The organism is Rhodopseudomonas rhenobacensis, assembly GCF_014203125.1.
Lineage (GTDB): Bacteria > Pseudomonadota > Alphaproteobacteria > Rhizobiales > Xanthobacteraceae > Rhodopseudomonas_A > Rhodopseudomonas_A rhenobacensis.
Window position 1 is genome coordinate 1 of record NZ_JACHIH010000004.1, and the last position, 25,381, is coordinate 25,381.

The window sequence follows — 25,381 nt, forward strand, 5'->3', positions numbered from 1 at the left end:
CCGGACGGCCGCAAGGCAGGCGAGCCGTTCGCGCCGGGCGCCAACCCGATGCACCGCCGCGACGTCAAGGGCGCGGTGGCCTCGATGGCGTCGGTCGCGAAACTGCCCTACGCGCATTCGCAGGACGGCATCTCCTACACCTTCACCATCGTGCCTTCGGCGCTGGGTGCCCAGGACGCCGACCGCGTCGACAACCTGACCGGCCTGCTCGACGGTTACTTCGCGCAAGGCGGCCACCACATCAACGTCAACGTGTTCGACCGCGAAACCTTGCTGGACGCGATGGATCATCCGGAACTGTATCCGCAGCTCACCATCCGGGTCTCCGGATACGCGGTGAACTTCACCAAACTGACGCGCGAGCAGCAGCTCGACGTCATCTCTCGGACCTTCCACAGTGTACACTGACCAGGCCAACGCCGGTTACGCCACCGCGGCGCGCAAACCTTCGGGTTTGCGCGCCGTGCGCCCGGCCATCAACGGCTGGGTGCATTCCACCGAGATCGGCGGCGCCGTCGACGGTCCGGGGATTCGTTATGTTTTGTTCCTGGCCGGGTGCCTGCTGCGCTGCCAGTATTGCCACAATCCCGATAGCTGGCACATGCACCACGGCAAGCCGACCAATTCGCGCGAGGTGCTGCGCGACATCGCCGCCTACACCAAATTCCTGATGCACGCCCATGGCGGCGTGACGCTGAGCGGCGGCGAGCCGCTGGTGCAGCCGGACTTCACCCACGCCATCCTGCGCGGCTGCAAGGAGATGGGGCTGCACACCGCGCTCGACACCGCGGGCTTTCTCGGCGCCCACGCCGACGACTATCTGCTCGCCGACGTCGATCTGGTGCTGCTCGACATCAAGGCGTTTTCTGAGGCGACCTATCACGCCCTCACCGGCGTCGCGCTGGAGCCGACGCTGGTGTTCGCCCGCCGCCTCGCCGCGATGAACAAGCCGGTGTGGCTGCGCTACGTGCTGGTGCCCAGCCTCACCGACAAATTCGACGAGATCGAGGGCTTGGCTGCGTTCGCCCGCGCCCTCGGCAATGTCGAGCGCGTCGACGTGCTGCCGTTCCACAACATGGGCGCGTTCAAATGGGCCGACGTCGGCGTGCCGTATCGCCTCGGCGATACCGAACCGCCATCGCAGGAGCTGCTCGCCCGCACCCGCGCCGCGTTCCGCAGCCAGGGTTTGCTGACGACGTAAGGCGGCGGCTGGCGGAAAATAACCCTCCGAACAGCGACAACCCGGCAGCTGGGATCAGCCGCCGGTCGTCCTTCACATGCCCATCGCTGCGCCCTGAGGGCGAGCTCAGATCGCCCGCTGACGGCGGCCGGCCACGAAGCCATAGACCAGCAGCACGATGACCGCGCCGACCACCGCGCCGATCAGTCCCGCGCCCTGTTGCGGCCCGTACCAGCCCAGCGCCTGACCGAGATAGGTGGCGACGAATGCGCCGACGATGCCGAGGATCGTCGTCAGAATGAAGCCCGATGGCTCGTTGTCGCCCGGCATCAGGAATTTGGCGATGACGCCGGCGACGAAACCGATGATGATGGTCCAAAGAATGCCCATGACTACTCCGTGAAATCGAGAAGAACTGGCGGGCAAACGTCAGGCCGACAGATAGGTTCCGAGCGAAGCGCCAGTCGCACGCCGGCCCTCGACTAAACGGCGGGCTCGGCTTCGGTCATTCGCACAATTTTGCGGTCACCGCCGAGCTTGCCCAATCCCAACCCACCAAATTGGAGGGTTGCCGACCCAGCCGGTTCGCGTAACTCTCCGCTTGCAAGACCGCGAGTTAAGATCGAGCCCTGCATCCGGCGAGGCGGAAACAACCGATGACCAAAGGCGCTGAAGGCAAACGCACCGCTTTGGTCACCGGCGCCAATTCCGGCCTCGGCAAAGCCGTCGCCGCGGCCTTGGCGGCCGAGCAACTGCGCGTCGGCCTGGTGGTGCGCGACCGCGCCCGCGGCGAGCGGGCGCTCGCCGACATCCGCGCCGCCACCGGCAACGACGATCTGCATCTGTTCGTCGCCGACCTCGCCGACCAGACCGCGATCCGCGCTCTGGCGCGGGCGGTGCTCGACCGTTTCGACCGCCTGCACCTGCTGGTGAACAATGCCGGCACCGCCTTTGCCGAACGGCGGATCAGCCCACGGGGCATCGAATGTGCGTTGGCCGCGAACCACCTCGGCCCGTTTCTGCTCACCACTTTGCTGCTCGATCTACTTAAAGCCAGCGCGCCGGCGCGGATCGTCAATGTCGGCACCCGCATCGACACCGCGATGGATTTCGACGATCTGAATTGGGAGCGGCGCCCCTACCGCATGCTGCAGGCCTATGGCCAATCCAAGCTTGGCAATCTGCATTTCACCTTCGAATTGGCGCGCCGGCTGCAGGGCTCCGGCGTGACAGTCAACTGCGTCTTCCCAGGCGTGTTCAGATCGAATTTGGGCGGCACCGATGGCGCCCAGGGCGTCTTGCTGAAGTTGTTTGCCCGGCTGTTCGGCTGGGCGATCCCGTCGCCCGAGAAGGCGGCGCGCCGCGTGCTGTATCTCGCCAACGCCCCGGAACTGGCGAACGTCAGCGGTCAGTATTTCGGCAACCGCAAGAACATCCCGGCGCCCGCCCAGGCGCGCGACGCGGAGGCGAACCGGCGTCTGTGGCAGCTCAGCGAAGCCCTGACCGCCGAGCCCGTTGCGGCAGACGGCTGACGAATCGCTGCCGGCCGCTCGGCGCCGGATCCCACGCAGGCCGGACCGCCAGGTTGACCGCCCCTCGCCGTGGATTCTATAGGAAAACCAGACCGAAGAATTCTCCTGGTGTTTTCGCCACGTTTGGCGTCGATTGGCCGCCGTGACCGCCCAGCCCCTGCACATCCTGAAAACCGTCTACGGCTACGACGCCTTTCGCGGACCGCAAGCCGCCATCGTCGACCATGTCATGGCCGGCAACAACGCCTTCGTTCTGATGCCGACCGGCGGCGGCAAATCGCTCTGCTACCAGATCCCCGCGATCGCCCGGCCCGGCATGGGGTTGATCGTCTCGCCGCTGATCGCCCTGATGGCCGATCAGGTGGCGGCGCTGCGGCAGGCCGGCGTGAACGCCGCCGCGCTCAATTCCGACCTGCAGGGCGACGAGCGACACGCGCTGTGGCGCGACATCTCGAGCGGCGCGCTCGATCTGCTTTACGTCGCGCCGGAGACGCTGCTCAGACCCGACATTCTGGAGCTGCTTCGCCGCACGAAGCTGTCGCTGATCGCCATCGACGAAGCGCATTGCCTGTCGCAATGGGGGCATGATTTCCGCCCCTCCTACCGTCAACTCGACGCCCTCGTCACGCAATTCCCCGACACGCCACGGATGGCGCTGACGGCGACGGCCGACGCGCCGACGCGCGGCGAGATCCTGTCGCATCTCAAGATCGCCGAGAGCGATGCCTTCATCGCCGGCTTCGACCGCCCCAACATCCATTACGCGATGGCCGAGAAGGACAATCCGCGGGCGCAGCTGAAGCGTTTCCTGACACAGCACGCGCAGGAAAGCGGCATCGTCTACTGCCTGTCGAAGCGAAAGACCGAAGAGACCGCCGCCTGGCTCTGCGAGCAGGGCTACACCGCGCTGCCCTACCACGGCGGCATGGACAAGGCGCAGCGCCAGGCCAACCAGACCCGCTTCCAGCGCGAGGAGGCCGTCATCATGGTGGCCACCATCGCGTTCGGCATGGGCATCGACAAACCCGACGTCCGCTTCGTCGCGCATCTCGATCTGCCCGGCAGCATCGAGGCCTATTACCAGGAGACCGGGCGCGCCGGTCGCGACGGTCTGCCGTCGGACGCGCTGATGCTGTATGGCCACGACGACATCGCGCTGCGCAGCCGCTTCATCGAGGAGTCCGACGCCCCGGAGCAACGCAAGCGCATGGAGCGGCAGAAGCTGGACGCACTGCTGGGGCTCGCCGAGACGGCGGGCTGTCGCCGCCAGGTGCTGCTGTCGTATTTCGGCGATCATTCCGAGCCTTGCGGAAACTGCGACACCTGCGCGGAGCCGCCCAAACGCTTCGACGGGACGATCGCGACGCAGAAGGCGCTGTCCTGCATCTACAGGACCGGCGAGCGCTTCGGCCAGGCCTACATCGTCCAGGTGCTGCTGGGCGTCGCGGACGACCGTGTGACCCAGTCCGGCCACGACCGCATCTCGACCTTCGGGATCGGCAAGGAGCACGACAGCCGCACCTGGCGGGCGATCCTGCGCCAGCTGATCGCGCTTCGCCTCATCGACGTCGACATGACGGGTCACGGCGGACTGTCGATTTCCGAAGCGGGCCGCCGGTTCCTGCGCGAAAAGCCGGTGCTGATGCTGCGCGTGCCGGCAAAGCCGCGCGCCACGCAGGCCAAGGGGGTCCGCGCCCAGGCCTCGACCGCCCTGCCCGATGTGGACCAGACGCTGTTCCAGGCGCTGCGTGAGAAGCGCACCGAACTGGCCCGCATGCAAAGCGTGCCGCCCTATGTGATCTTCCACGACAAGACGCTGATCGAAATGGCCGCCGCGCGTCCCGGCTCGCGGTCCCAGCTGGCGAAGGTCCCGGGCGTCGGCGAAGCCAAACTGGATCGCTACGGCGCCGCCTTTCTCGCGGTGATTGCCGAGCACGGCGGCTAGCTCAAGTCATGGCGGAGGGGTGGGCCGAGCGTTCTGCCGCAAGGCAGCGAAATTGCGTAGGAGTTTCGCGCCGTCCGGGGTGTGCACCACTTCGGGGTGAAACTGCATGGCGTAGAATTTGCGAACGTCGTCGGCGATCACTTAGATCGGTGAACCCGCGGCTTTCGCCACGCCTCGAAAACCTTCCGGCAATTGCGTGACGCGGTCGCCATGGCTCATCCAGACCTCGTATTCTCCGCCCTTCTGCCCCGACGCCTTCGAACACCGCGCAGTCGTCGGTGATCTCGATGTGGGCGCGACCGAATTCGCGGTGATGGCCGCCCTCCACGGTGCCGCCGAGCTGCTTGGCCAGCGTCTGTTCGCCGTAGCAGATGCCGAGGATCGGCACCCCGGCCCGAGTTCGTAGCTTGAAGGCCGGACAATCGCGCTACGCCCCCAAACTAGCGCTCGAAACGGCGTTCATTCAAAGAATGGCCGTAAGCTCTACGCGATCTCGTGTCACCGCCGTAATCAAGTGCTGGAAGCGCTTTGAACTCGGATAGCCCCGCACCGAATGAACGGGCTCAGAGAGCAAAGTGCGCCATATATTTTGGTTCAGAACGAAGACCTGATCGTCGGACTCAACTATTATTCCGGCCTTGCTACCTGAAGCAGATAAGACACGCTCAGGAGGCTTGGTCATTTTCACGAAACGCGACACTGGTCGTTCGTCATTTTGTGCGAGACGGAAGTAATAGAAGCCATCATCAGCCAATACCCACAGCGTGTCCTTAAACAGAAACGTACGGTTCGCGCCCGGCAAATCGGCAATCCGTCGATTGATTTTGGCATCCTGCAGTTCGAAGTCTCGCCCCTTCACATCAGTTAATTCTACGCTGTCCTGTTCGTCGTCACGAAAGACTCCTCTAGTTGGCTGCTGTTGTACCTTTTGGCCACTAACGCCGTACCGCTCAACAGCGGTAGAACCTGCAATGCACGAGACCGCATGTTGGTTAAGTTCAATTCCGAAACATCGCTCTGCAAACGGCTTAAAAGTAATCCGCCAGTTGGGATCGTCGGTTGCCGCGCCGAAACCGACCACGCCGCCAGCCGGGCCACAAGCGGCCGCCACGGCACCTAGTCGCCCCCGGATTTGGCGTGCAGGCAAATCAGATACGCGCTGGTGGCGCAAATTCGCGGAAGCAGAAAATCCAATCTCCCTCACTTGAAGATCTTCCCGCCCTAAAGCGAGAAACTGCTGGATTCCATTATCGGCGCCGACAAAAGCACGACGGTTGTAGAAGCGTACATCGAGAACGGAACGGCACCCCGCTCCCGCTCGAAATATATAAGAAAAGTTGTCGACATCAGGCGCGGCAACCTCAATAGCCTCATCACTCGAGAGCAATTGCGTGAGAGCTGACGCCTCCCGTCCTCCTTGATACTGTGGCAACAACTGATTATTCGAGAATAGCGCGACAGCGGCGTCACTTTCGCCGTTGAGCCGCTTCTCACAATATCTTGCGAGATCAAAGGCTCTAACTACCCCGTCCTTTGAAAACAGCCACGCGAAATCAAAGTAGACGTAAGCGTCTACAAACTTCCCCGGCAGAACAAGCCGCTTCAGCCTCATAGCTTGCCCTTCCGCATGCGGCCGGCAACCAAATCGTCGATAATCGCACTATCTTCCCATTTATCGATAAGCTCGTGCGGCACTTCGTAGTCTCGATCGGAGATAGCCGAAACGGGATAGCCGTGCCACGGGCCGGGGTGATTAGAGCAAACTGGAAAAAATGCTAGCCGCTCGCCGCTCAACCCAACTGTGGTTGTTGCGTCTTTAGATACCCACCAGTAATCACCGGAAGGACTAAGCCAATCTCCAGCTTCGCATTGCTCGAAATAGGTATACTCTGCCTCTCGAGCAATCGCCGTATGCCAAATAGTTTTGCCCCGCTTTAGGTTCGGCTGACGATGATAGTTTAAAGATTTATAGGTTCGCTTTTTACCAGCGGTATAACCAAAGACAATTCCATCAGGCTCAACTGCAAGCTTCTGCATAGTTGGAAGTTATCCTACCCCATAAAGCCCTGCAACGAAATTGTACTACACGGCAACACCCTATCAATTCGTCGAGACGCACCGTTTCGGGCTCACTAGTTATTTCCTCAGAATAAGCTATCGCCGCAGGCAGCAAGCTCGGGAAGGCCTACTCCCACTCGATCGTCCCCGGCGGCTTGCTCGTGATGTCATACACGACGCGGTTGACGCCCTTGACCTCGTTGATGATCCTTGTCGCGGTGGCACCGAGGAAGTTCATCTCGAACGGGTAGAAGTCGGCGGTCATGCCGTCGGTCGAGGTGACCGCGCGTAGTCCGACCACGTACTCATAAGTGCGGCCGTCGCCCATCACGCCGACGGTTTTCACCGGGAGTAGCACGGCAAACGCCTGCCAGATCTTGTCGTAGAGCCCGGCCTTGCGGATCTGGTCGATGTACACCGCATCCGCATTGCGCAAGATCTCCAGCTTCTCTTCGGTGATCTCGCCGGGGCAGCGGATGGCGAGGCCGGGTCCGGGGAACGGATGGCGGCCGACGAACACTTCGGGCAGTCCAAGCTCGCGGCCGAGCACGCGGACTTCGTCCTTGAACAATTCGCGCAGCGGCTCGACCAGCTTCATGTTCATGCGTTCGGGCAGGCCGCCGACATTGTGGTGCGACTTGATCGTCACCGACGGGCCGCCGGTGAACGACACGCTTTCGATCACGTCGGGATACAACGTGCCCTGCGCCAGGAAATCGGCGCCCCCGATCATCTTGGCCTCGCCTTCGAACACGTTGATGAACAGCCGCCCGATGGTCTTACGCTTCAACTCCGGATCGCTGACGCCGTCGAGCTCGCCGAGAAACAGTTTGGCGGCGTCCACATGCACCAAGGGGATGTTGTAGTGGTGGCGGAACAGATCGACGACGGTCTTGCCCTCGTCCTTGCGCAGCAGACCGTGATCGACGAACACGCAAGTCAGCTGATCGCCGATCGCCTCATGGATCAGCACCGCTGCGACCGCCGAGTCGACGCCGCCGCTTAGCCCGCAGATCACCTTGCCGGAGCCGACCTGGGCGCGGATCTTCTCGATCGCCTCCTCGCGGAACGCCCGCATGGTCCAGTCGCCCTTGAGGCCCGCGACCTTGCGGACGAAGTTGCGGATCAGCTTGGCGCCGTCCGGGGTGTGCACCACCTCGGGGTGAAACTGCATGGCGTAGAATCGCCGCGCGTCGTCGGCGATCACCGAGATCGGCGAGCCCGCGGCTTTCGCCACGCTGCGGAAGCCTTCGGGCAATTGCGTGACGCGGTCGCCATGGCTCATCCAGACGTCGTAGTGGCCGCCCTTCTCCCAGACGCCCTCGAACAGCGCGCAGTCGTCGGTGATCTCGATCTGGGCGCGGCCGAATTCGCGGTGATGGCCGCCTTCCACCGTGCCGCCGAGCTGCTTGGCCAGCGTCTGCTCGCCGTAGCAGATGCCGAGGATCGGCACGCCGGCGGTGAGGATCGACAGCGGCGCCTGCGGGGCATCGTCGTCCAGCACCGAGGCCGGACCGCCGGACAGGATCACCGCCTTCGGCTTCATCTCGGCAAAGGCGGCTTCGGCCTTGTTGAACGGCACGATCTCGGAATAGACGCCCTCTTCGCGCACCCGTCGCGCGATCAATTGCGTCACCTGGGAGCCGAAATCGACGATCAGGATCTTGTCATGCGCCGCGGCGACATGCGGCGACGGATCGACGGGCGAAGCGGAGGTTGTGCTGGGTGCTGTCATGGCAGGGAATTACGCGATGGGGGGCGCGCTCGCAACCGGGAAAAGGCCGGGATCCGGTCGAATTGGACTGCGGCAGTGCCGCGATCACGGCACCACCTCACCCCGCAAGAGCGGGGCGAGGAAGCGCGCTGCCAATGAGGCCGACGCAACGCCAGAGTTCAAGCGCCGCTCACCCCGCCTTCTTCATCACGCTGACGAAGAATCCATCGGTGCCGGTGCGGCGCGGGGTCATCAACAATCCCTGCTCCGACACCAAGGCGGCGGCCAAGAAGTCCTCCGCCTTGTCCCACAGCACCGCGGCGGTCTGCTGCAGCGGCACCACCGCAAACTCCGGATGCCGTGCCAGGAACGCCGCGATCTGCGCGCCGTTCTCCTGGCCGAGCACCGAGCAGGTGACGTAGGCGATCCGCCCGCCCGGCTTGACCAGCGGCACCGCGCGGTCGAGCACTTCGGCCTGGTCCTTCAGCCGCACTTCGAGGGCGCCCGGCCGCATCCGCCATTTGGCGTCCGGATTGCGCCGCCAGGTGCCGGTGCCGGTGCACGGCGCGTCGATCAGCACCAGATCGGCGGAACCGCTGATGTCGCTCAAAGTGTCATTCGGCCCCTTCGGGGTGCGGATGTCGCAATTGTGCACGCCGGCCCGCGACAGCCGCTCATAGATCGGGGCGAGCTGCCGCTTATCGTGGTCGGTCGCGATCAGCCGGCCCTTGCCCTGCATCATCGCCGCCAGCGCCAAGGTCTTGCCGCCGGCGCCGGCGCACAGATCGATCACCTGCTCGCCGGGCTTGGCGCCGGACAGCAGTGCTGCGAGTTGCGAGCCCTCGTCCTGCACCTCGACGGCGCCCTTGATGAAGTCTTCCTCGGAATGGATGCCGGGATTGCGGGCGTCGGCGCCGAGTTCGATGCGCAGCCCGAGCGGCGACCACGGCGTCGCCTTGGCGCCAAGATGCGCCAAGGAGCCCAGCAGCTTGTCGCGCTTGGCCTTCAGCGTATTGACCCGCAGGTCGAGCGGCGCCCGGCTGGCCATCGCGGTGGCCTCGGCGACGCGGTCGTCGCCGAACACCGCGGCGAGCTCGCCGTCGAGCCATTCCGGATAATCGCCGGCGACATGCGGCGGGGCGTCGTCCAGCGTGCGCGAGGTCAGCGCCGCCTGCTCGGCGTTGCTGAGCGGCTCCGGCGCAAAGCGGCCGCCGTCGCACAGTGCGGCGATCGCTGCGGCGTCGAGACCGCGCTCGAGCTTCAGCATGCCGAGCACCCGCGCCCGCGGGGTGTCGCTGTCCATGAGCCAGGCGCTGGAGGCGCGGCGGCGCAGCACGTCCCAGGTCAGGCCGGCGATCGCGGCGCGGTCGCCGGAGCCGGCATAGCGGTGCGCGGTGCCCCATTCTTTCAGCGCCTTCGCCGCGGGAACGCGCTGGCTGTCGATCGCGTCGATCAATTCGATGGCTGCGGACAGCCGTGCGGCAGGAGTCATAGCAAACTTTCAAATTCCAGGAGGCGCCGAGCGTTATCAGATCAAGAGCAGGATTCGCAGTGCGAAATAGACCCACATCGCCAGCAGCACCAGCACGCCGGCAAGCCAGGAGCTGGAGCGCTGGCCGAGATCGTTGGAACTGACGAAGATTCCGGCATGGGCAAAGCGCGTCACCACGAACACCCAGGACAGCAGCACCAGCACCAGATCGATGCGCCGCAGCGGCAGCCCGATCGCAATCAGCGCATAGAACAACAGCGGCAGTTCGAACTGGTTGGCGTAGCAATTGCTGAACTTGGTGGCGCGTTCCGGCCAGTTCGGCTGGCCGAGCGCGATATCGCGGATCTTGGTCTGCCGCGACAGCAGCGCGCGGCGACGCTCCCAGACCATCCCGAGCAGCAGTGCGAAGGTCAATCCGACCAGCACGAACACCGGCAGCAGCACCATCTGGACCGACATCAGACCTCCCGTCACGGTTGTGTTGAGGGTCCGCTATAACGAGCGCGCCCGCGGATGACAATCATCCGCGGCGCACCTCACCGCCCCGATCGTCGAGCGCGACGCCAAAGCTACTTCGAAAGGCGCGCTCGCCCTTGGGCGTCACGACGACCGCGCGGGTCCCAACCAGCCGCCGGGTCCAGCCTTGGTCGAAACAGTGAGCGCAGAGCGCGGCGCCGAGCGCCCCGGCCAGATGCGGCCGCCGCTCGCTCCAATCGAGGCAGGGACGGCACAGCACCCGGCCCGACCGACTTGTGCGCCGCGCCATAATCGGCGCGACGTCGACGCCGATGTCTCGCAAAAAGGCGATGCCTGGATCGGTCAGAATCCCCGCATCATTTGTCAGCTCGACATGACCTTGCGCGATCATCGCGTCGGCGAGCCCAACGCCGAGCCGTCCGGCCAGATGATCGTAGCAGGTGCGTGCCCGCCGCAGCGCCGCGTCCTTTGGACCGACCGACAGCCGCGCGCGGTCCGGCTGCAATTCGGCGGCCACCGCCATGATGCTCTCGAGCATCCGCGCCACCGACGCCGAGGCCAGCCGGTGATAGCGATGCCGGCCCTGCTTCTCGACACTGAGCAGTCCCGCGGCTGTCAGCCGGCCGAGATGACCGCTGGCGGTCTGCGCGGTGACACCGGCGGCCTTTGCCAATTCGGTCGCGGTGAGCGCCCGGCCATCGAGCAGCGCATGCAGCATGCTGGCGCGGGCCGGATCGCCGGACAGCGCCGCAATCTCCGCGAACATCGCCTGGCTCGCCATCGCCCGCCTCCCTGGATCGGCCGCATCATAGGCCAGCGGCGAGCAGAATGCTTCGGCCTTCGCCGTAACATCCGGACGTTGCTTCCTTCAAACGGTGAGCACCAAGTTTTTGAAAGAGGCGCTGCGAAATGCTCCGGATCACATCGACGACGTTCTACGGCTGGCGGGGTGGTGGCTGCCGCCTTCACCATCGCGGTGTTCGGTTGGGGGCTCGGCTTCTACGGTCCGCCGATCTATCTGCATGCCGTGCGCGAGACCCGCGGCTGGTCGCTGGCGCTGGTCTCCACCGCCATCACCGTGCACTTCCTGGTGGGCGCAGTGGTGATCGCCAACCTGCCGCGGCTGTATCGCCGGTTTGGCTTGCCGATGATCACCAAGGCAGGTGCGGTTGCGCTGGCGGTTGGCGTGACCGGCTGGGCCGTTGCCGCGCAACCGTGGCAGTTGTTCGCCGCGACGCTGTTCAGCGGCGCGGGCTGGGTGGCGATGGGCGCCGCCGCCGTCAACGCCATCGTATCACCCTGGTTCGTGCGCAACCGGCCCGCCGCGCTGGCCATGGCCTATAACGGCGCCAGCATTGGCGGCGTGGTATTCTCGCCGCTGTGGGTCGCGGCCATCGGGCTGTTCGGCTTCCCGCTCGCCGCCGCGATCATCGGCGTTGTGACGATCGCCGCCACGTGGATTCTTGCCGAGCTGTTTTTGGCTCAAAGCCCGCAGCAGCTCGGGCTCGCCCCCGATGGCGATGCAACACCACCGACGACGACGGCCCCCAGTATGCCTGCGGCGCGGCCGCGCGCGGCGTCAAACCTCTGGACGGATCTCCGCTTCATCACGCTGGCCGCCGGCATGGCGCTTGGGCTGTTCGCGCAGATCGGCCTGTTGGCCCACCTGTTCACGCTGCTGGTGCCGGCGCTCGGCGCACAATTCGCCGGCATCGCGGCCGGGGCTGCGACCGCCTCCGCGATCGCCGGCCGCACGCTGGTCGGCTGGCTGATGCCGCCGCGCGCGGACCGGCGGCTGGTCGCCAGTGCGAGCTACGCTGTGCAGATCGCCGGATCGATCGCCTGGCTGCTCGCCGGCGGCGACAACTTGCCGCTGCTGCTGGCCGGCGTGGTGCTGTTCGGCGCCGGAATCGGCAACGCCACCTCGCTGCCGCCGCTGATCGCCCAGGTCGAGTTCGCGCCAAGCGACGTATCGCGCGTGGTGCCGCTGATCGTCGCCATCGCGCAGGCGAGCTATGCCTTCGCCCCCGCCGCGTTTGGACTGCTGCGCGAGTTTGCACCAAGCGCGACGGCGGCGGGTGCCGCGCCCGCGCTGTTCATCGCCGCGGCGCTGATCCAGGCGCTGGCGATCGGCGCCCTGCTCGCCGGACGCCGATGCCGCGGCTCAGGCGACGCGCGCGGATATCGCGCCGTCGCCTGAGCGCATCACGCCTCAGCTATTGTCCGGCCCGACCCGCACCAGCTGCTTGCCGAAATTGGCGCCCTTCAACAAGCCGATGAACGCCGCCGGCGCGCTCGCCAGCCCCTCCGTGACGAATTCACGGTGCTTGACCTTGCCCTCGCGCAGCCAGTGCGACATGTCGTGCAGAAAGTCGGCCTGCATCGCGGCGAAATCCGAGACGATGAAGCCGCGGAAATTCAGCCGCTTCACCAGGATCGCGCGCATGATCGAATTGGCCCATTTCGGCGTCGCGGTATCGGCGCCGAAGATCGTATTGTAGTCGGCGATCAACCCGCACAGCGGAATCCGCGCGAATGGATTGAGCCGCGGAAACACCGCCTCGAACACCGCGCCGCCGACATTCTCGAAATACACGTCGATGCCCTTCGGGCAGGCCTCTTTCAGCTTGGCGGCGAGATCCGGCTCGCGATGGTCGAGACAGGCGTCGAAGCCGAGCTCGTTGACGACGTAGTCGCATTTCTCACGGCCGCCGGCGATGCCGACCGCCCGCGCGCCCTTGATCCTGGCGATCTGTCCGACCGCGGAGCCGACCGCGCCGGAGGCTGCGGCGACCACCACGGTCTCGCCGGCCTTCGGCTTGCCGATTTCCAACAAGCCCGTATAGGCGGTCATGCCGGGCATGCCGAGCACGCCGACCGCGGTCGAGATCGGCGCGCGCTTCGGATCGACCTTGCGCAGCCCCTTGCCGTCGGACAGCGCGTGGCTCTGCCAACCGGAATGCGCCAGCACGAAATCGCCCTTGGCAAAGCCCGGATGGTGCGAGGCGATCACCTCGGCCACGGTGCCGCCTTCCATTACGCCGTCGACCGGCACCGGCGCCGCATAGGACGGCCCCTCGCTCATCCGGCCGCGCATATAGGGATCGAGCGACAGATAGATGGTGCGCAGCAGAACCTGCCCCTCCCCCGGCGTCGGCACTGAAAATTGCTCCAGGCGGAAATTTGCCGGAGACGGCTCGCCCACCGGGCGGGAAGCGAGAATGATGCGGGAGGCGGATTGCGACATGATGTTTCCTCGGTTTCTTGTTGGCGCCGCGCCTTGTCTATCCGAGGATCGCGACGATAGCTATTCGGCGGCGCCGCTTTGGCCGGCCGCTATGCTGCGGAGCAATGACGCCCGCGCCCGTCCTCCTGGCGCCAGCGTTGTAGCTCATCAAATATACCGTTGACGCCAAATCCAAGTCGGCACACAATTCCAGGTAGCACGCGACCGATCCCCAAGAGACGGCGTGGTGCGTTCAGCGGGCCCGCGCGGCCGCGCTGAAATTTGCGCGTTCGTGCGATGGGCCGACGCGCGCTTGATACTTCCCAACGACAATCAAACCAGCGCGCCGAACGGCGCCACACAAGGGACGAACGCCATGTATCAGCAAGCCTTGGACAAGGTTTCCGCGCAGCTCCTGATCCGCGACCGCTACGACAATTTCATCGGCGGGCAATGGGTCGCGCCGACCGAGGGCCGCTACTTCGATAATCCGAGCCCGGTCACCGGCAAGAAGCTGTGCGAAGTGCCGCGCTCTTCCGCAGCCGACATCGAGCTCGCGCTCGACGCCGCGCACAAGGCCCGCGAGGCCTGGGGCAAGACCCCGGTGCAGGATCGCTCGCGGCTCTTGAACAAGATCGCCGACCGGCTGGAATCCAACCTCGACCTGCTGGCGCTGGTCGAGACCCTCGACAACGGCAAGCCGATCCGCGAGACCACCCATGCCGACATGCCGCTGGTGATCGACCATTGGCGCTACTTCGCCAGCGTGTTGCGGGCGCAGGAAGGCGCGATCTCGGAAATCGACGCCGATACCGTGGCCTATCACTTCCAGGAGCCGCTCGGCGTGGTCGGGCAGATCATTCCGTGGAATTTCCCGATCCTGATGGCGACCTGGAAGCTGGCGCCGGCGCTCGCCGCCGGCAATTGCGTGGTGTTGAAGCCGGCCGAACAGACCCCGCTCGGCATTCTGGTGGTGATGGAATTGATCGCCGACCTGCTGCCGCCCGGCGTCGTCAACGTCGTCAACGGCTTCGGCATCGAGACCGGCAAGCCGTTGGCGCAAAGCAAGCGGATCGCCAAGATCGCGTTCACCGGCGAGACCTCGACCGGCAAGCTGATCATGCAATACGCCTCGGAGAACATCATCCCGGTGACGCTGGAGCTCGGCGGCAAATCGCCCAACATCTTCTTCGCCGACGTGCTCGACCACGACGACGACTACCTCGACAAAGCGCTGGAAGGCTTCACGATGTTCGCGCTGAACCAGGGCGAGGTCTGCACCTGCCCGAGCCGCGCCTTGGTGCAGGAATCGATCTACGAGCGCTTCATCGAACGCGCGGTGGAACGCACCAAGAAGATCAAGCAGGGCCACCCGCTCGATCCCTCGACCATGATCGGCGCGCAGGCCTCGACCGAACAGCTCGACAAGATCCTGTCCTATTTCGAGATCGGCCGGCAGGAAGGCGCCACCGTGCTGACCGGCGGCAAGCGCGCGCAGCTCGAGGGCGAGATCGCCGAAGGCTACTACGTCGAGCCGACGATCTTCGCCGGCCACAACAAGATGCGGGTGTTCCAGGAGGAGATCTTCGGCCCGGTGGTGTCGGTGACCACCTTCAAGAATGAAGAGGACGCGCTGGCGATCGCCAACGACACGCTGTACGGCCTCGGCGCCGGACTGTGGACCCGCAACGGCAACCGCGCCTACCGGATGGGCCGCGCCATCCACGCCGGGCGAGTCTGGACCAATTGCTACCACGCCTATCCGGCGCACGCCGCGTTCGGCGGCTACAAGCAATCCGGCATCGGCCGCGAGAACCACAAGATGATGCTCGATCACTATCAGAGCACGAAGAACATCCTGGTCAGCTACTCGGCCAAGGCGCTGGGGTTCTTCTAGCCGCTCGCTTTCAAAGCGGCTATGCGCGATTGAGCACGTTTAAATGAGGATGGTCATCCCGGGGCACGAGCGGCGCAGCCGTCAGTGAGCCCGGGATCCATAACCCCTGAAGGAGTATGGATTCCGGACTTGCTCGTTCTGACGAACTCGCAATCCGGAATGACGGCCTCGTTTTCAAACGCCAGCAGGCGCGGGTTGCCCCGCGCCTGACCTGTTCCGTTGTCTGAAAACCCTCGTGAAAGCCGCGCCGTATTGGCAGCTCCCCCGCGCTGCGGAGCTTAAACGCCGCCCGGATAGTTCGGGCTTTCGCGGGTGATGGTGACGTCGTGGACGTGGCTTTCGCGCAAGCCCGCGCCGGTGATGCGGACGAACTGCGCCTTGTCGTGAAACTCGGTGATGGTCCTGGCGCCGACATAGCCCATCGCCGCGCGCAGGCCGCCGGCGAGCTGATGCACCACGTTGCCGACCGGGCCCTTGTACGGCACCTGGCCCTCGATGCCTTCCGGCACCAGCTTCAAGGTGTCTTTGATGTCCTGCTGGAAGTAGCGGTCGGCGGAGCCGCGCGCCATTGCGCCGACCGAGCCCATGCCGCGATAGGCCTTGTAGGAGCGGCCCTGCCACAGGAACACTTCGCCGGGAGTTTCGTCGGTGCCGGCCAAGAGCGAGCCGACCATGGCGATGTCGGCGCCCGCCGCCAGCGCCTTGGCGAGGTCGCCGGAATATTTGATGCCGCCGTCGGCGATCACCGCCACGTTGGCCTTCTTCGCGGCTTCCACCGCGTCCATGATCGCGGTGAGCTGCGGCACGCCGACGCCGGCGACGATCCGCGTGGTGCAGATCGAGCCCGGGCCGATGCCGACCTTGATGGCGTCGGCGCCGGCGTCGATCAAAGCCTGCGCGCCTTCCTGGGTGGCGATGTTGCCGGCGATCACCTGCACCGCATTGGACGACCGCTTGATGCGGTTGACGGCATCCAGCACGCGGGAGGAATGGCCGTGCGCGGTGTCGACCACGATGACGTCGACGCCGGCGTCGATCAGCGCCTCGGTGCGCTCGAAGCCGCCCTCGCCCACCGTGGTGGCGGCGGCGACCCGCAAGCGGCCCTGCGCGTCCTTGCTGGCCAAGGGATGCGCGACCGCCTTCTCCATGTCCTTGACGGTGATCAGCCCGACGCAGCGATACTGGTCGTCGACCACCAGAAGCTTTTCGATGCGGTGCTGATGCAGCATCCGCTTGGCTTCGTCCTGCTTGACGCCTTCGCCTACGGTGACCAGGTTCTCGTGCGTCATCAGCTCGGAGATCTTCTGGTTCGGATCGGTGGCGAAGCGGACGTCGCGGTTGGTGAGAATGCCGACCAGCTTGCCGGGCACGCCCTTGCTGGCGCCGGTGACCACCGGAATGCCGGAAAAGCCGTGCGCGCTCATCAGCGCCAGCGCTTCGCCGAGCAGCGCGTCCGGGCCGATGGTCAGCGGGTTCACCACCATGCCGGATTCGTATTTCTTGACCTGGCGGACCTGCGCGGCCTGGCCCTCGACGTCGAAATTGCGGTGGAGCACGCCGATGCCGCCGGCCTGCGCCATGGCGATCGCCATCCGCGCTTCGGTCACGGTATCCATCGCCGAGGCGATGATCGGAATATTGAGCGGAATGGTCTTGGTGAGGAACGAGCGGATGTCGGCTTCGGACGGCAAGATGTCGGACAATCCTGGCTTCAGCAGCACGTCATCGAACGTGTAAGCTTCACGAAAACCAGATGCTTGTACAAACGCCATTGCCAACTCCGTTCAGCGGCCGATTTGCCGCGCTGGACCTTGAGGATGAAAAGCCCGGCCAGCGACGCCGTCAGCATCGCCGTCGAATCGAGCCCATCGGTGGGGTTGGCGGTGGTCGATAGCATGATGCCGGCGGGATTCAAAGGATTTGTGCCGCTTATCCCGGCTTCGTGAGCGATTTCACGATTTCCCTGATCGACGCCCCTCTCCTGCAGCTACGGCAGGTTGCGCCGCCGCCGCAATGCGGGCTGCGGGCCGAGTTCACAGGCACGGTGCGCTCAGCGCGAATAGCCGGGCGGCGGGCCGTGCTGGCGGATCGCCTCCACCACCTCGCGATGCATGCGCTTTTCGCGCTCCATCCGCACCGCGATCAGCGCGTGCGCCGACGGCACGAACAGCAGCGGATGAAACACCAGCCCCAGCACGACGCAGACCACCAGCAGCAGCAGATTGAACACCGCCGAGATCGGCTGGCCGTTGAGCAGCAGTCCGAGCGGCGGCAGCACGGCGGCGAGAAGATAGATCATCGGCGAAACCTCCAGTTGTCACGCAGGATTTATGTGCTGCCCGGTCTTCCGCAATAGCCGCTGCCGCGACAGGATGTTACAGCGCGGGTCCCCGCCCCGCTCAATCCAGCCGAAGACCGGATGACCAAGGAACGCCTGATCCCGCTCATCGTGGCCGCGGCGCTGTTCATGGAAAACATGGACGCCACGGTGATCGCGACCTCGCTGCCGGCGATCGCCGCCGACATCGGCACCTCGCCGCTGACGCTGAAGCTGGCGATCACCTCGTACCTGTTGTCGTTGGCGGTGTTCATCCCGGCCTCGGGCTGGACCGCCGACCGCTTCGGCGCCCGCGCGGTGTTCTCGATCGCCATCGGCGTGTTCATGGTCGGCTCGATCGGCTGCGCGCTGTCGAGTTCATTGAGCGACTTCGTGATCGCGCGGATCCTGCAGGGCGTCGGCGGCGCGATGATGACCCCGGTCGGGCGTCTGGTGCTGCTGCGTTCGATCGACAAGAGCGCGCTGGTCGGCGCGATGGCGTGGATGACGATCCCGGCGCTGGTCGGGCCGGTGATCGGCCCGCCGCTCGGCGGCTTCATCACCACCTATTTCTCCTGGCACTGGATCTTCCTGATCAACATCCCGATCGGGCTCGTCGGCATCTTCATGGCGCAGCGCTACATCGATCCAATCCGCAGCGACCATCCGGAGCGCTTCGATCTGGTCGGCCTGGTGCTGGCCGGCGTCGGCCTTGCCGGCATCGCCTTCGGGCTGTCGGTCGCAGGGCTCAATCTGTTGCCGTGGCCGGTGGTGGCGGGCCTGATCGGCGTCGGCTGCGTGTCGATGACGCTGTACGTGTTTCACGCCCGCCGCACCGCTTCCCCGGTGCTGGACTTCACCCTGCTGCGGCTCGCCACGCTGCGGGCCAGCATCATCGGCGGCTTCCTGTTCCGGCTCGGCATCGGCGCGCTGCCGTTCCTGCTGCCGCTGTTGATGCAGATCGGCTTCGGCCTCAGCCCGTTCCAGTCCGGCCTCGTGACCTTCGCCTCCTCGGCCGGCGCGATGGGCATGAAGGCCTTGGCGGCGCGGATCATCAAGACCTTCGGCTTCCGCAACATCATGACGGTCAACGCGGTGGTCAGCGCGGTGTTTCTCGCCGCCTGCGCGCTGTTCACGCAAGCGACGCCGCTCTTGCTGATCATGATCATCCTGCTGGTCGGCGGCTTCTTCCGCTCGCTGCAGTTCACCGCGATCAACACCGTGGCCTATGCGGAGGTCGAAACCGCGCAGATGAGCCGCGCCACAACGCTGGTCAGCGTCAACCAGCAGCTGTCGATTTCCGCCGGCGTCGCGGTCGGCGCGCTGTGCGTGGAATCCACCATGGCCTGGCGGCATATGACCACGATCACCGCCGACGACTTCGCCCCGGCCTTCGTGGTGGTGTCGATCCTGTCGGCGCTGTCGGCGTATTTCTTCTGGCAGATGCCGGACGATGCCGGCCACGAGATTTCCGGACGCAAGGCGATCGAAATCTCCAGCCGCAAGGGCGCGGAAAAAGCCGCCGCCAAGACCGCGGTCAAGACCGGCAGCGAAGCCACCGAGGACGCCCGCGATCAAAGGCTGGGCTGAGCCGCCTGATACGGCTGTCGCCGGGTTGCAACGCTCAGGACAGCGCCACGGGCTCGTCTTCAGGCGTCGCCGCCGCGATGCCGCGGAAACCCATCGCCAGCACGTAGCGCTCGGAGGAATCCTTGCGGCTCGAGGCCGGCTTGACGTGCTTGACGGTGACGAAGTCGCGCTTCAGCTGGGTCACCAGGGTGGCATCGGCGCCGCTCTGGAACACTTTGGCGACGAAAGTGCCGCCCGGCTTCAGCACGTCGCAGGCGAACGCCGCAGCGTCTTCCACGAGGCCGACGATGCGCAACTGATCGGTCTTGCGATGGCCGGTGGTGTTGGCGGCCATGTCGGACAGCACCACGTCGACCTTGCCGCCGATCATCGCCAACAGCCTGGCCGGCGCCTCGGCGTGGAGGAAATCCAGCTGCGCGAAATCGACCCCGACGATTTCCGGCATCTCCAGCAGATCGATCGCCACCACCTTGCCGCGGCCGTCGGCGGCGCCGACCCGCTTGGCGGCGATCTGGCTCCAGCCGCCGGGCGCGGCACCGAGATCGACCACCGAAATGCCGGGCTTGAGGAAATGATATTTGTCGTCGATCTCGATCAGCTTGTAGGCGGCGCGCGAGCGCAGCCCGTCGCGCTTGGCCTGCGCTACATAAGGATCGTTGAGTTGGCGCTCCAGCCAGAGCTTCGACGACAGTTTCAGCCTGCCGGCGCTCTTGACGGTGACGCGCAGGCGCCCGGTGGTGTCTTTGGCCATATTGTCTGTCTCGACGGGTTGGGGCGCGGTCTTAGCACAGGCGGACGCCGAAAGCCCTCACGCCGGGCCCAGCGCACCATCCTGCCGCATCATTTCCACCAGCATGCCCTCGCGCAGGCCGCGGTCCGCCACCCGCAGCCGGGGCAGCGGGAACGCGGTGCGGATCGCGTCGAGGATGGCGCAGCCGGCCAGCACCAGGTCGGCGCGCTCCACCCCGATGCAATTGTTGCTGGCGCGGTCGTGATAGCTCATGCCGTGCAGCTTGGCGATGGTTTCGGTCAGTTCGGCGTCGCTGAGCCAGATCCCGTCGACCCGCCGGCGGTCGTAGCGGGTCAGATCGAGGTGCAGCCCGGCCAGCGTGGTCACCGTGCCGGAGGTGCCGAGCAGGTGCATTCCGGCGAGATCGCCGCCGATCCGGGCCGCAAACGGCCCTACATGGATCGCCACCGCCTCGACCATCGCCGCATAGGTCTCGTCGCTGACCACCTTGCCGCCGAATCGCTCCGCCAGCGTCACCACGCCGAGCGGAATCGACATCCAGGCCCGGATCCGCGGCGCCAGCTCAGGCTTGGCCGGATCGCGCTCGATCCACACCAGTTCCGAGGAGCCGCCGCCGATGTCGAACAGGATGGCGCCGCGGCCGTGCGGATCCAAGAGCGGCGAACAGCCGACCACCGCCAGCCGGGCCTCGGTCTCGCGGTCGATCACCTCCAGCCGGATCCCGGTGGCGTGCGCCACCCGGTCGAGGAAATCGTCGGCGTTGTCGGCGGCGCGGCAGGCCTCGGTGGCGACCAGCCGTAGCCGCTTGGCCCGGCGGGCGTGAATCTTCTCGCTGCACACCGACAGCGCGGAGATCGCGCGGCCGATCGCCGCCTCGCTGATCCGGCCGCTGGCCGACATGCCCTCGCCGAGCCGGATGATCCGCGAGAACGAATCGATCACGCGGAAGCCGTCGCCGGTCGGCCGGGCGATCAACAGCCGGCAATTGTTGGTGCCGAGGTCGATCGCGGCATAAACCCCGTCATGGCCGTGCCCGCCCTCGGGGTGCGAGCCGTCCGAGTGAGCGCCATAAGGATGCGAGCCATCGCGATGCGCAGCGTCGGCGCGCGAACCGCCGGCCGGTTCGACCGCGGTCCCGCTGCCCTCCGCAACACTCGCAGCTTGCGGGTCCTCGCGCGGCCCAAGGCCGTCGCGAAGCCGCGTATCGTCCGTCATACAATCCGTCTTTCCGTGACCCTGCGGGGCCAGCGAGGAAACCATTCACGGAAAGTTTAGCAGCGCAGCGGCGCGGCGCAAGCATCGCGCAGGCCGCATTCCCAAACATGCGTTGTCGCAACGGCAGCGCTGCATTATCTCGGCAATGCTGCGTTGTCCGCAGATTTCCCGCCTTCGCGACCGCGGTCGCCGTTTGATGGATTGCACCATGCAAGATCACGTGTTTCCGCGCGACGCCGCCGTCGCGCTGCAGCGGTTTGGCGTCGGCCAGCCGGTGCGGCGCAAGGAAGACGACACGCTGGTCCGCGGCCACGGCCGTTACACCGACGATCTGCAGGCGCCCGGCCAGGCCTATGCCTGGATGCTGCGCAGCAACCACCCGCACGGCGTGATCCGCAGCATCGACGCCAGTGCGGCCAGAGCGATGCCGGGCGTGCTGCGGATCTGGACCGGCGCCGACCTCGCGGCCGCCGACTATGCGCCGTTCAGTTGCACGCTGCCCTTGAAGAATCGCGACGGCACGCCGCTCTTGCAGACCCCGCGTACCGCGCTGATGACCGACAAGGTGCGCTATGTCGGCGATCCGGTGGCGATCGTGGTCGCCGAGACGTTGTTGCAGGCCCGCGACGCCGCCGAGGCGATCGAGCTCGACATCGAACCGCTGCCGGCGGTGACCAGCGCCGAGGACGCCGCCAAGCCCGGCGCGCCGCAGCTCTACGACCAGGTCCTCGGCAACGTCGCGCTGGATTATCACTATGGCGACACCGACGCGGTGGACGCCGCCTTCGCGGCCGCCGCCCATGTCACAAAACTCGACATCGTCAATACCCGCGTCGCGGTGGTGGCGATGGAGCCGCGCTGCGCGCTCGCCTCCTACGACCAGGCCAGCGAGCGCTACACCATCCAGCTGCCGACCCAAGGCGTCTCCGGCAGCCGCAACGCACTGGCGAAATTGTTGAAGGTGCCGAACGACAAGGTGCATCTGCTGACCGGCCATGTCGGCGGCTCGTTCGGCATGAAGAACGTCAACTATCCGGAATACATCTGCATCCTGCACGCCGCGAAATCGCTGGGCCGGCCGGTGAAATGGACCGACGAGCGCTCCACCAGCTTTCTGTCGGACAGCCACGGCCGCGCGCAGCAGATCCACGCCGAACTGGCGCTGGACGCCGACGGAAAATTTCTGGCGGTGCGGATCAGTGGCTATGGCAATCTCGGCGCCTATATCACCGGGGTGTCGCCACTGCCGCTGTCGCTCAACACCGGCAAAAACCTCTCCAGCGTGTACCGGACGCCGATTCACAGCGTCGACATCAAATGCGTGCTGACCAACACCACGCTGATGGGGGCCTATCGCGGCGCCGGCCGTCCCGAGGCCAACTACTTCATGGAGCGATTGATCGATCGCGCCGCCGACGAAATGGGGATCGACCGCCTCGCCTTGCGCAAGCGCAACTTCATCAAGCCATCGCAGCTGCCGTTCAAGGCCTCCTCCGGCATGACCTATGACAGCGGCGACTTCCTCGGCGTGTTCAACAAGGCGCTGGAATTGTCGGACTACGCGGGCTTTGCCAAGCGCAAGCGCGACAGCAGGAAGCGCGGCAAGCTGCGCGGCATCGCGGTCGGCAGCTATCTCGAAGTCACCGCCCCGGCCAACCCCGAGCTCGGCAAGATCGTGTTCGAGCCGGACGGCGGCGTGAAGCTGATCACCGGCACGCTGGATTACGGCCAGGGCCACGCCACGCCGTTCGCGCAGGTGCTGGCGGCGCAGCTCGGCGTGCCGTTCGAGCGGGTGACGCTGCAGCAGAACGACAGCGACGTGGTGCACACCGGCAGCGGCACCGGCGGCTCGCGCTCGATCACCGCCAGCGGCACGGCGATCGTGGAAGCGTCGAAGCTGGTGATCGCGAAAGGCAAGATCGCGGCGGCGCATCTCTTGGAAACCGCGGAAGCCGACATCGAATTCGACGCCGGCCGCTTCCTCGTCGCCGGCACCGACCGCGGCATCGACATCCTCGATCTGGCGCAACGCCTGCGCGACGCCACGCTGCCCGAGGGCGTGCCGTCCTCGCTCGACGTCGACCACACCATCACCGCCATCCCCTCGACCTTCCCGAACGGCTGCCACGTCGCCGAGGTCGAGATCGATCCCGACACCGGCGTCACCCGCGTGGTCGGCTACACCGGGGTCAATGATTTCGGCACCATCGTCAATCCGATGATCGTCGCCGGCCAGTTGCACGGCGGCGTTGCGCAAGGCATCGGCCAGGCGCTGATGGAAAACGTCAGCTACGACGACAGCGGCCAGCCGGTCACCGGCTCGTTCATGGACTACGCGATGCCGCGTGCCGAGGACATTCCGATGATGACGGTCGGCGATCACCCGAGCCCGACCAAATCCAATCCGCTCGGCACCAAGGGCTGCGGCGAGGCCGGCTGCGCCGGCAGCCTCGCCACCCTGGTCAACGCCGTGCTCGACGCGCTGTCCGACTACGGCATCGCGCATCTCGACATGCCGCTGACCTCGGAGCGGGTGTGGCGCGCGATCGAAGACGCCAAGCGCAAGGCGGCTTGAGCCGCGCGGCGGCGGGTTACGCCGCCGCCTTGGCCCGCGGCTGGTAGATCGCCACGTGGTGGCAATGCGCGATCGCGGTGTCGCCGCCGGCCACGATCAGCGCGTCGAGCTCGACGATGCGGTGGCCCTTCTTCTCGTAATTGCCGGTGACCTTGGCGCGCGCGGTGAGCTGGTCGGTCGGGCGCGCGGCGTTGAGCAATTGCATCTCGCTGCCGACATGCATCCAGGCGCCGAGCAGCGCATTCTCGATCAGCACCCGGTTCATGATCCGCTGCAGCACGCCGGGATGCAGCAGGCCTTCGGCGCGGTAGATCGGATCGGCCTCGCGCACTTCGGCCAAATAGCCGATCGCCGCATCGCCGGCCCAGCATTGCGGCGCGGTGCCGAGCCATTTGCCGAGTTCGTAGGAGCTGGAATCGACCGGGCGGCGGATCGTCACCGGCGGCACCGCGCGGAAATTGCCGAGCCGCGCCGGCGGCGCGTGCTCCGGCAGCGCGGCCGCGCCGGTGGCGCAGAGTTCGCCGCGGCTTTCGACCCGGAGCGTCAGGCCCTCGCCGTCCGGCTCGGCGCTCACCTCGACGTCGTCGCCGTCATAGACCGGCTTGACGAAGCGCGCCTCGATCAGCCCGCGCTCCAGAAAGCCGCGGCCCCATTTCGCCACCGGCAGATGCGTCATATAGGCCAGCACATCGACCCCGGGCACCAGCCCGCCGACGAACCCGAACCGTCGCGCCACGGCGTCGTCATGCATCCGGTTTTCCGACTGCTTGGCGCTGTTGTGGGCGACCACCCCATAGGGTTCCGGCAAAACCGTCATCATTCCCCGCAAAAGTTGTTGATTGGTACCCAAGATGGTACGCCTCGCCGCAGCCGCGGCAAAGCCGCGGGTGAGCACCCCAGCCCCGCGACCACAGAAGGCCCCGCTTGAGCCCGACCCGCATCTATGTCGACGCCGACGCCTGTCCGGTGAAGGACGAAATCTACAAGGTGGCCGCCCGCCATGGCCTGCCGGTCAGCGTGGTGGCGGGGAACTTCATCCGCGTGCCGCCTGATCCCTCGATCGAGCGGATCGCCGCCGGTCCCGGCATGGACGCCGCCGACGACTGGATTGCGGAACGCGCCGGCCGTGGCGATATAGTGGTGACCTCGGACGTGCCGTTGGCGAGCCGCTGCGTCAAAGCTGGCGCCGACGTGCTGGCGCCGAACGGCAAGCCGTTCAGCGAGGCCTCGATCGGCATGACGCTGGCGGTGCGCAACCTGATGACCGACCTGCGCTCGGCGGGCGAAGTCACCGGCGGCCCGCGCGGCTTCAGCCCACGCGACCGCTCCGCCTTCCTGTCCGCGCTGGACACTGCGATCCGCCGCATCCAGCGCAGCAATAAACCCGCGTAACACTCTGTTTGAATTGAGAG

At 65.9% G+C, this 25,381-nt stretch carries 23 protein-coding genes and 2 pseudogenes; 9 read left to right on the forward strand and 16 right to left on the reverse strand.

The features are described from left to right. Together HNR60_RS04985 and pflA are read left to right on the forward strand one after the other, a co-directional pair. Positions 1 to 408, forward strand: a 408-nt coding sequence (locus HNR60_RS04985) for a glycine radical domain-containing protein (protein ID WP_184254948.1), incomplete at its 5' end; no start/stop codon positions are given. Then, positions 398 to 1,201 (forward strand): pyruvate formate-lyase-activating protein, encoded by an 804-nt coding sequence (gene pflA / locus HNR60_RS04990; protein ID WP_184254950.1) that lies wholly within the window; start codon positions 398 to 400, stop codon positions 1,199 to 1,201. The genes HNR60_RS04985 and pflA, both read left to right, overlap by 11 nt. Before the next feature lie 105 nt (positions 1,202 to 1,306). Here pflA and HNR60_RS04995 read toward each other — a convergent pair whose 3' ends face one another. After that, positions 1,307 to 1,570: a GlsB/YeaQ/YmgE family stress response membrane protein gene (locus tag HNR60_RS04995; RefSeq protein ID WP_184254952.1), complete on the reverse strand. Its 264-nt coding sequence runs from the start codon at positions 1,568 to 1,570 to the stop codon at positions 1,307 to 1,309. Positions 1,571 to 1,836: 266 nt separating this feature from the next. On the opposite strand from HNR60_RS04995, the gene HNR60_RS05000 reads away from it, so the two are divergent. Further along, positions 1,837 to 2,712 (forward strand): SDR family NAD(P)-dependent oxidoreductase, encoded by an 876-nt coding sequence (locus HNR60_RS05000; protein ID WP_184254954.1) that lies wholly within the window; start codon positions 1,837 to 1,839, stop codon positions 2,710 to 2,712. A 142-nt stretch (positions 2,713 to 2,854) separates the two neighbouring features. Then, positions 2,855 to 4,657 (forward strand): DNA helicase RecQ, encoded by a 1,803-nt coding sequence (gene recQ, locus HNR60_RS05005; protein WP_184254956.1) that lies wholly within the window; start codon positions 2,855 to 2,857, stop codon positions 4,655 to 4,657. Positions 4,658 to 4,705: 48 nt separating this feature from the next. Here the strand turns inward: recQ and HNR60_RS05010 are convergent. From HNR60_RS05010 to HNR60_RS24375, 8 genes and pseudogenes are all read right to left on the reverse strand, one after another. Next, positions 4,706 to 5,051 (reverse strand): annotated as a pseudogene (locus tag HNR60_RS05010) (glutamine amidotransferase-related protein); the annotation flags it as partial. 69 nt (positions 5,052 to 5,120) lie between these two features. Beyond that, positions 5,121 to 6,269, reverse strand: a complete 1,149-nt coding sequence (locus HNR60_RS05015; RefSeq protein WP_184254958.1) for a hypothetical protein — start codon at positions 6,267 to 6,269, stop codon at positions 5,121 to 5,123. Continuing rightward, entirely contained in the window at positions 6,266 to 6,694 is a 429-nt protein-coding gene (locus HNR60_RS05020) for a hypothetical protein (protein ID WP_184254960.1), read from the reverse strand. The genes HNR60_RS05015 and HNR60_RS05020 overlap by 4 nt, the downstream gene beginning before the upstream one ends. 148 nt (positions 6,695 to 6,842) lie before the next feature. Continuing rightward, entirely contained in the window at positions 6,843 to 8,450 is a 1,608-nt protein-coding gene (gene guaA / locus HNR60_RS05025) for a glutamine-hydrolyzing GMP synthase (protein WP_184254962.1), read from the reverse strand. Between the two features lie 169 nt (positions 8,451 to 8,619). Beyond that, a complete protein-coding gene (locus HNR60_RS05030; protein ID WP_184254964.1) occupies positions 8,620 to 9,921 on the reverse strand; it encodes an RsmB/NOP family class I SAM-dependent RNA methyltransferase in 1,302 nt (433 codons plus the stop codon). Positions 9,922 to 9,957: 36 nt separating this feature from the next. After that, complete coding sequence (locus HNR60_RS05035) at positions 9,958 to 10,380, reverse strand: MAPEG family protein (RefSeq protein ID WP_184254966.1); 423 nt, start codon at positions 10,378 to 10,380, stop codon at positions 9,958 to 9,960. Positions 10,381 to 10,441: 61 nt separating this feature from the next. Then, a complete protein-coding gene (locus tag HNR60_RS05040) occupies positions 10,442 to 10,936 on the reverse strand; it encodes a hypothetical protein (protein ID WP_347339313.1) in 495 nt (164 codons plus the stop codon). Between the two features lie 93 nt (positions 10,937 to 11,029). Then, positions 11,030 to 11,179 (reverse strand): annotated as a pseudogene (locus HNR60_RS24375) (helix-turn-helix domain-containing protein); the annotation flags it as partial. Here HNR60_RS24375 and HNR60_RS05045 point away from each other — a divergent pair. After that, positions 11,108 to 12,598: an MFS transporter gene (locus HNR60_RS05045; RefSeq protein WP_184255486.1), complete on the forward strand. Its 1,491-nt coding sequence runs from the start codon at positions 11,108 to 11,110 to the stop codon at positions 12,596 to 12,598. The pseudogene HNR60_RS24375 and the gene HNR60_RS05045 sit on opposite strands and share 72 nt — an antisense overlap. A 12-nt stretch (positions 12,599 to 12,610) precedes the next feature. On the opposite strand, the gene HNR60_RS05050 is transcribed toward HNR60_RS05045, so the two are convergent. Then, positions 12,611 to 13,645, reverse strand: coding sequence for an NADP-dependent oxidoreductase (locus HNR60_RS05050; RefSeq protein WP_184254970.1), 1,035 nt, complete (start codon positions 13,643 to 13,645; stop codon positions 12,611 to 12,613). A 355-nt stretch (positions 13,646 to 14,000) separates the two neighbouring features. Here HNR60_RS05050 and adh point away from each other — a divergent pair, with 355 nt between their 5' ends. Then, entirely contained in the window at positions 14,001 to 15,521 is a 1,521-nt protein-coding gene (gene adh / locus HNR60_RS05055) for an aldehyde dehydrogenase (protein ID WP_184254972.1), read from the forward strand. A 278-nt stretch (positions 15,522 to 15,799) separates the two neighbouring features. On the opposite strand, the gene guaB is transcribed toward adh, so the two are convergent. The 3 genes from guaB to HNR60_RS05070 form a co-directional block, all read right to left on the reverse strand. Beyond that, complete coding sequence (guaB, locus tag HNR60_RS05060) at positions 15,800 to 17,293, reverse strand: IMP dehydrogenase (RefSeq protein WP_184254974.1); 1,494 nt, start codon at positions 17,291 to 17,293, stop codon at positions 15,800 to 15,802. Beyond that, positions 17,233 to 17,418, reverse strand: coding sequence for a hypothetical protein (locus tag HNR60_RS05065; RefSeq protein WP_184255517.1), 186 nt, complete (start codon positions 17,416 to 17,418; stop codon positions 17,233 to 17,235). The genes guaB and HNR60_RS05065 overlap by 61 nt, the downstream gene beginning before the upstream one ends. Positions 17,419 to 17,571: 153 nt before the next feature. Then, complete coding sequence (locus HNR60_RS05070) at positions 17,572 to 17,820, reverse strand: hypothetical protein (protein ID WP_184254976.1); 249 nt, start codon at positions 17,818 to 17,820, stop codon at positions 17,572 to 17,574. 120 nt (positions 17,821 to 17,940) lie between these two features. Here HNR60_RS05070 and HNR60_RS05075 point away from each other — a divergent pair, with 120 nt between their 5' ends. Next, on the forward strand, positions 17,941 to 19,428 hold the full coding sequence (locus HNR60_RS05075; RefSeq protein ID WP_184254978.1) for a DHA2 family efflux MFS transporter permease subunit: 1,488 nt from the start codon (positions 17,941 to 17,943) through the stop codon (positions 19,426 to 19,428). 34 nt (positions 19,429 to 19,462) lie between these two features. On the opposite strand, the gene HNR60_RS05080 is transcribed toward HNR60_RS05075, so the two are convergent. Continuing rightward, positions 19,463 to 20,179, reverse strand: a complete 717-nt coding sequence (locus HNR60_RS05080; protein ID WP_184254981.1) for an RlmE family RNA methyltransferase — start codon at positions 20,177 to 20,179, stop codon at positions 19,463 to 19,465. Positions 20,180 to 20,236: 57 nt separating this feature from the next. Then, complete coding sequence (locus tag HNR60_RS05085; RefSeq protein WP_184254983.1) at positions 20,237 to 21,394, reverse strand: Ppx/GppA phosphatase family protein; 1,158 nt, start codon at positions 21,392 to 21,394, stop codon at positions 20,237 to 20,239. Positions 21,395 to 21,602: 208 nt separating this feature from the next. Between HNR60_RS05085 and HNR60_RS05090 the strand changes: the two genes are divergently transcribed. Further along, entirely contained in the window at positions 21,603 to 23,969 is a 2,367-nt protein-coding gene (locus HNR60_RS05090; RefSeq protein ID WP_184254985.1) for a xanthine dehydrogenase family protein molybdopterin-binding subunit, read from the forward strand. Between the two features lie 16 nt (positions 23,970 to 23,985). Here HNR60_RS05090 and HNR60_RS05095 read toward each other — a convergent pair whose 3' ends face one another. Next, the gene (locus tag HNR60_RS05095) at positions 23,986 to 24,786 is read right to left on the reverse strand and encodes a hotdog family protein (protein ID WP_184255488.1); all 801 of its coding nucleotides are present in this window, start codon (positions 24,784 to 24,786) and stop codon (positions 23,986 to 23,988) included. Positions 24,787 to 24,893: 107 nt separating this feature from the next. Here HNR60_RS05095 and HNR60_RS05100 point away from each other — a divergent pair, with 107 nt between their 5' ends. Beyond that, a complete protein-coding gene (locus HNR60_RS05100; RefSeq protein ID WP_184254987.1) occupies positions 24,894 to 25,361 on the forward strand; it encodes a YaiI/YqxD family protein in 468 nt (155 codons plus the stop codon). Positions 25,362 to 25,381 lie beyond the last annotated feature (20 nt).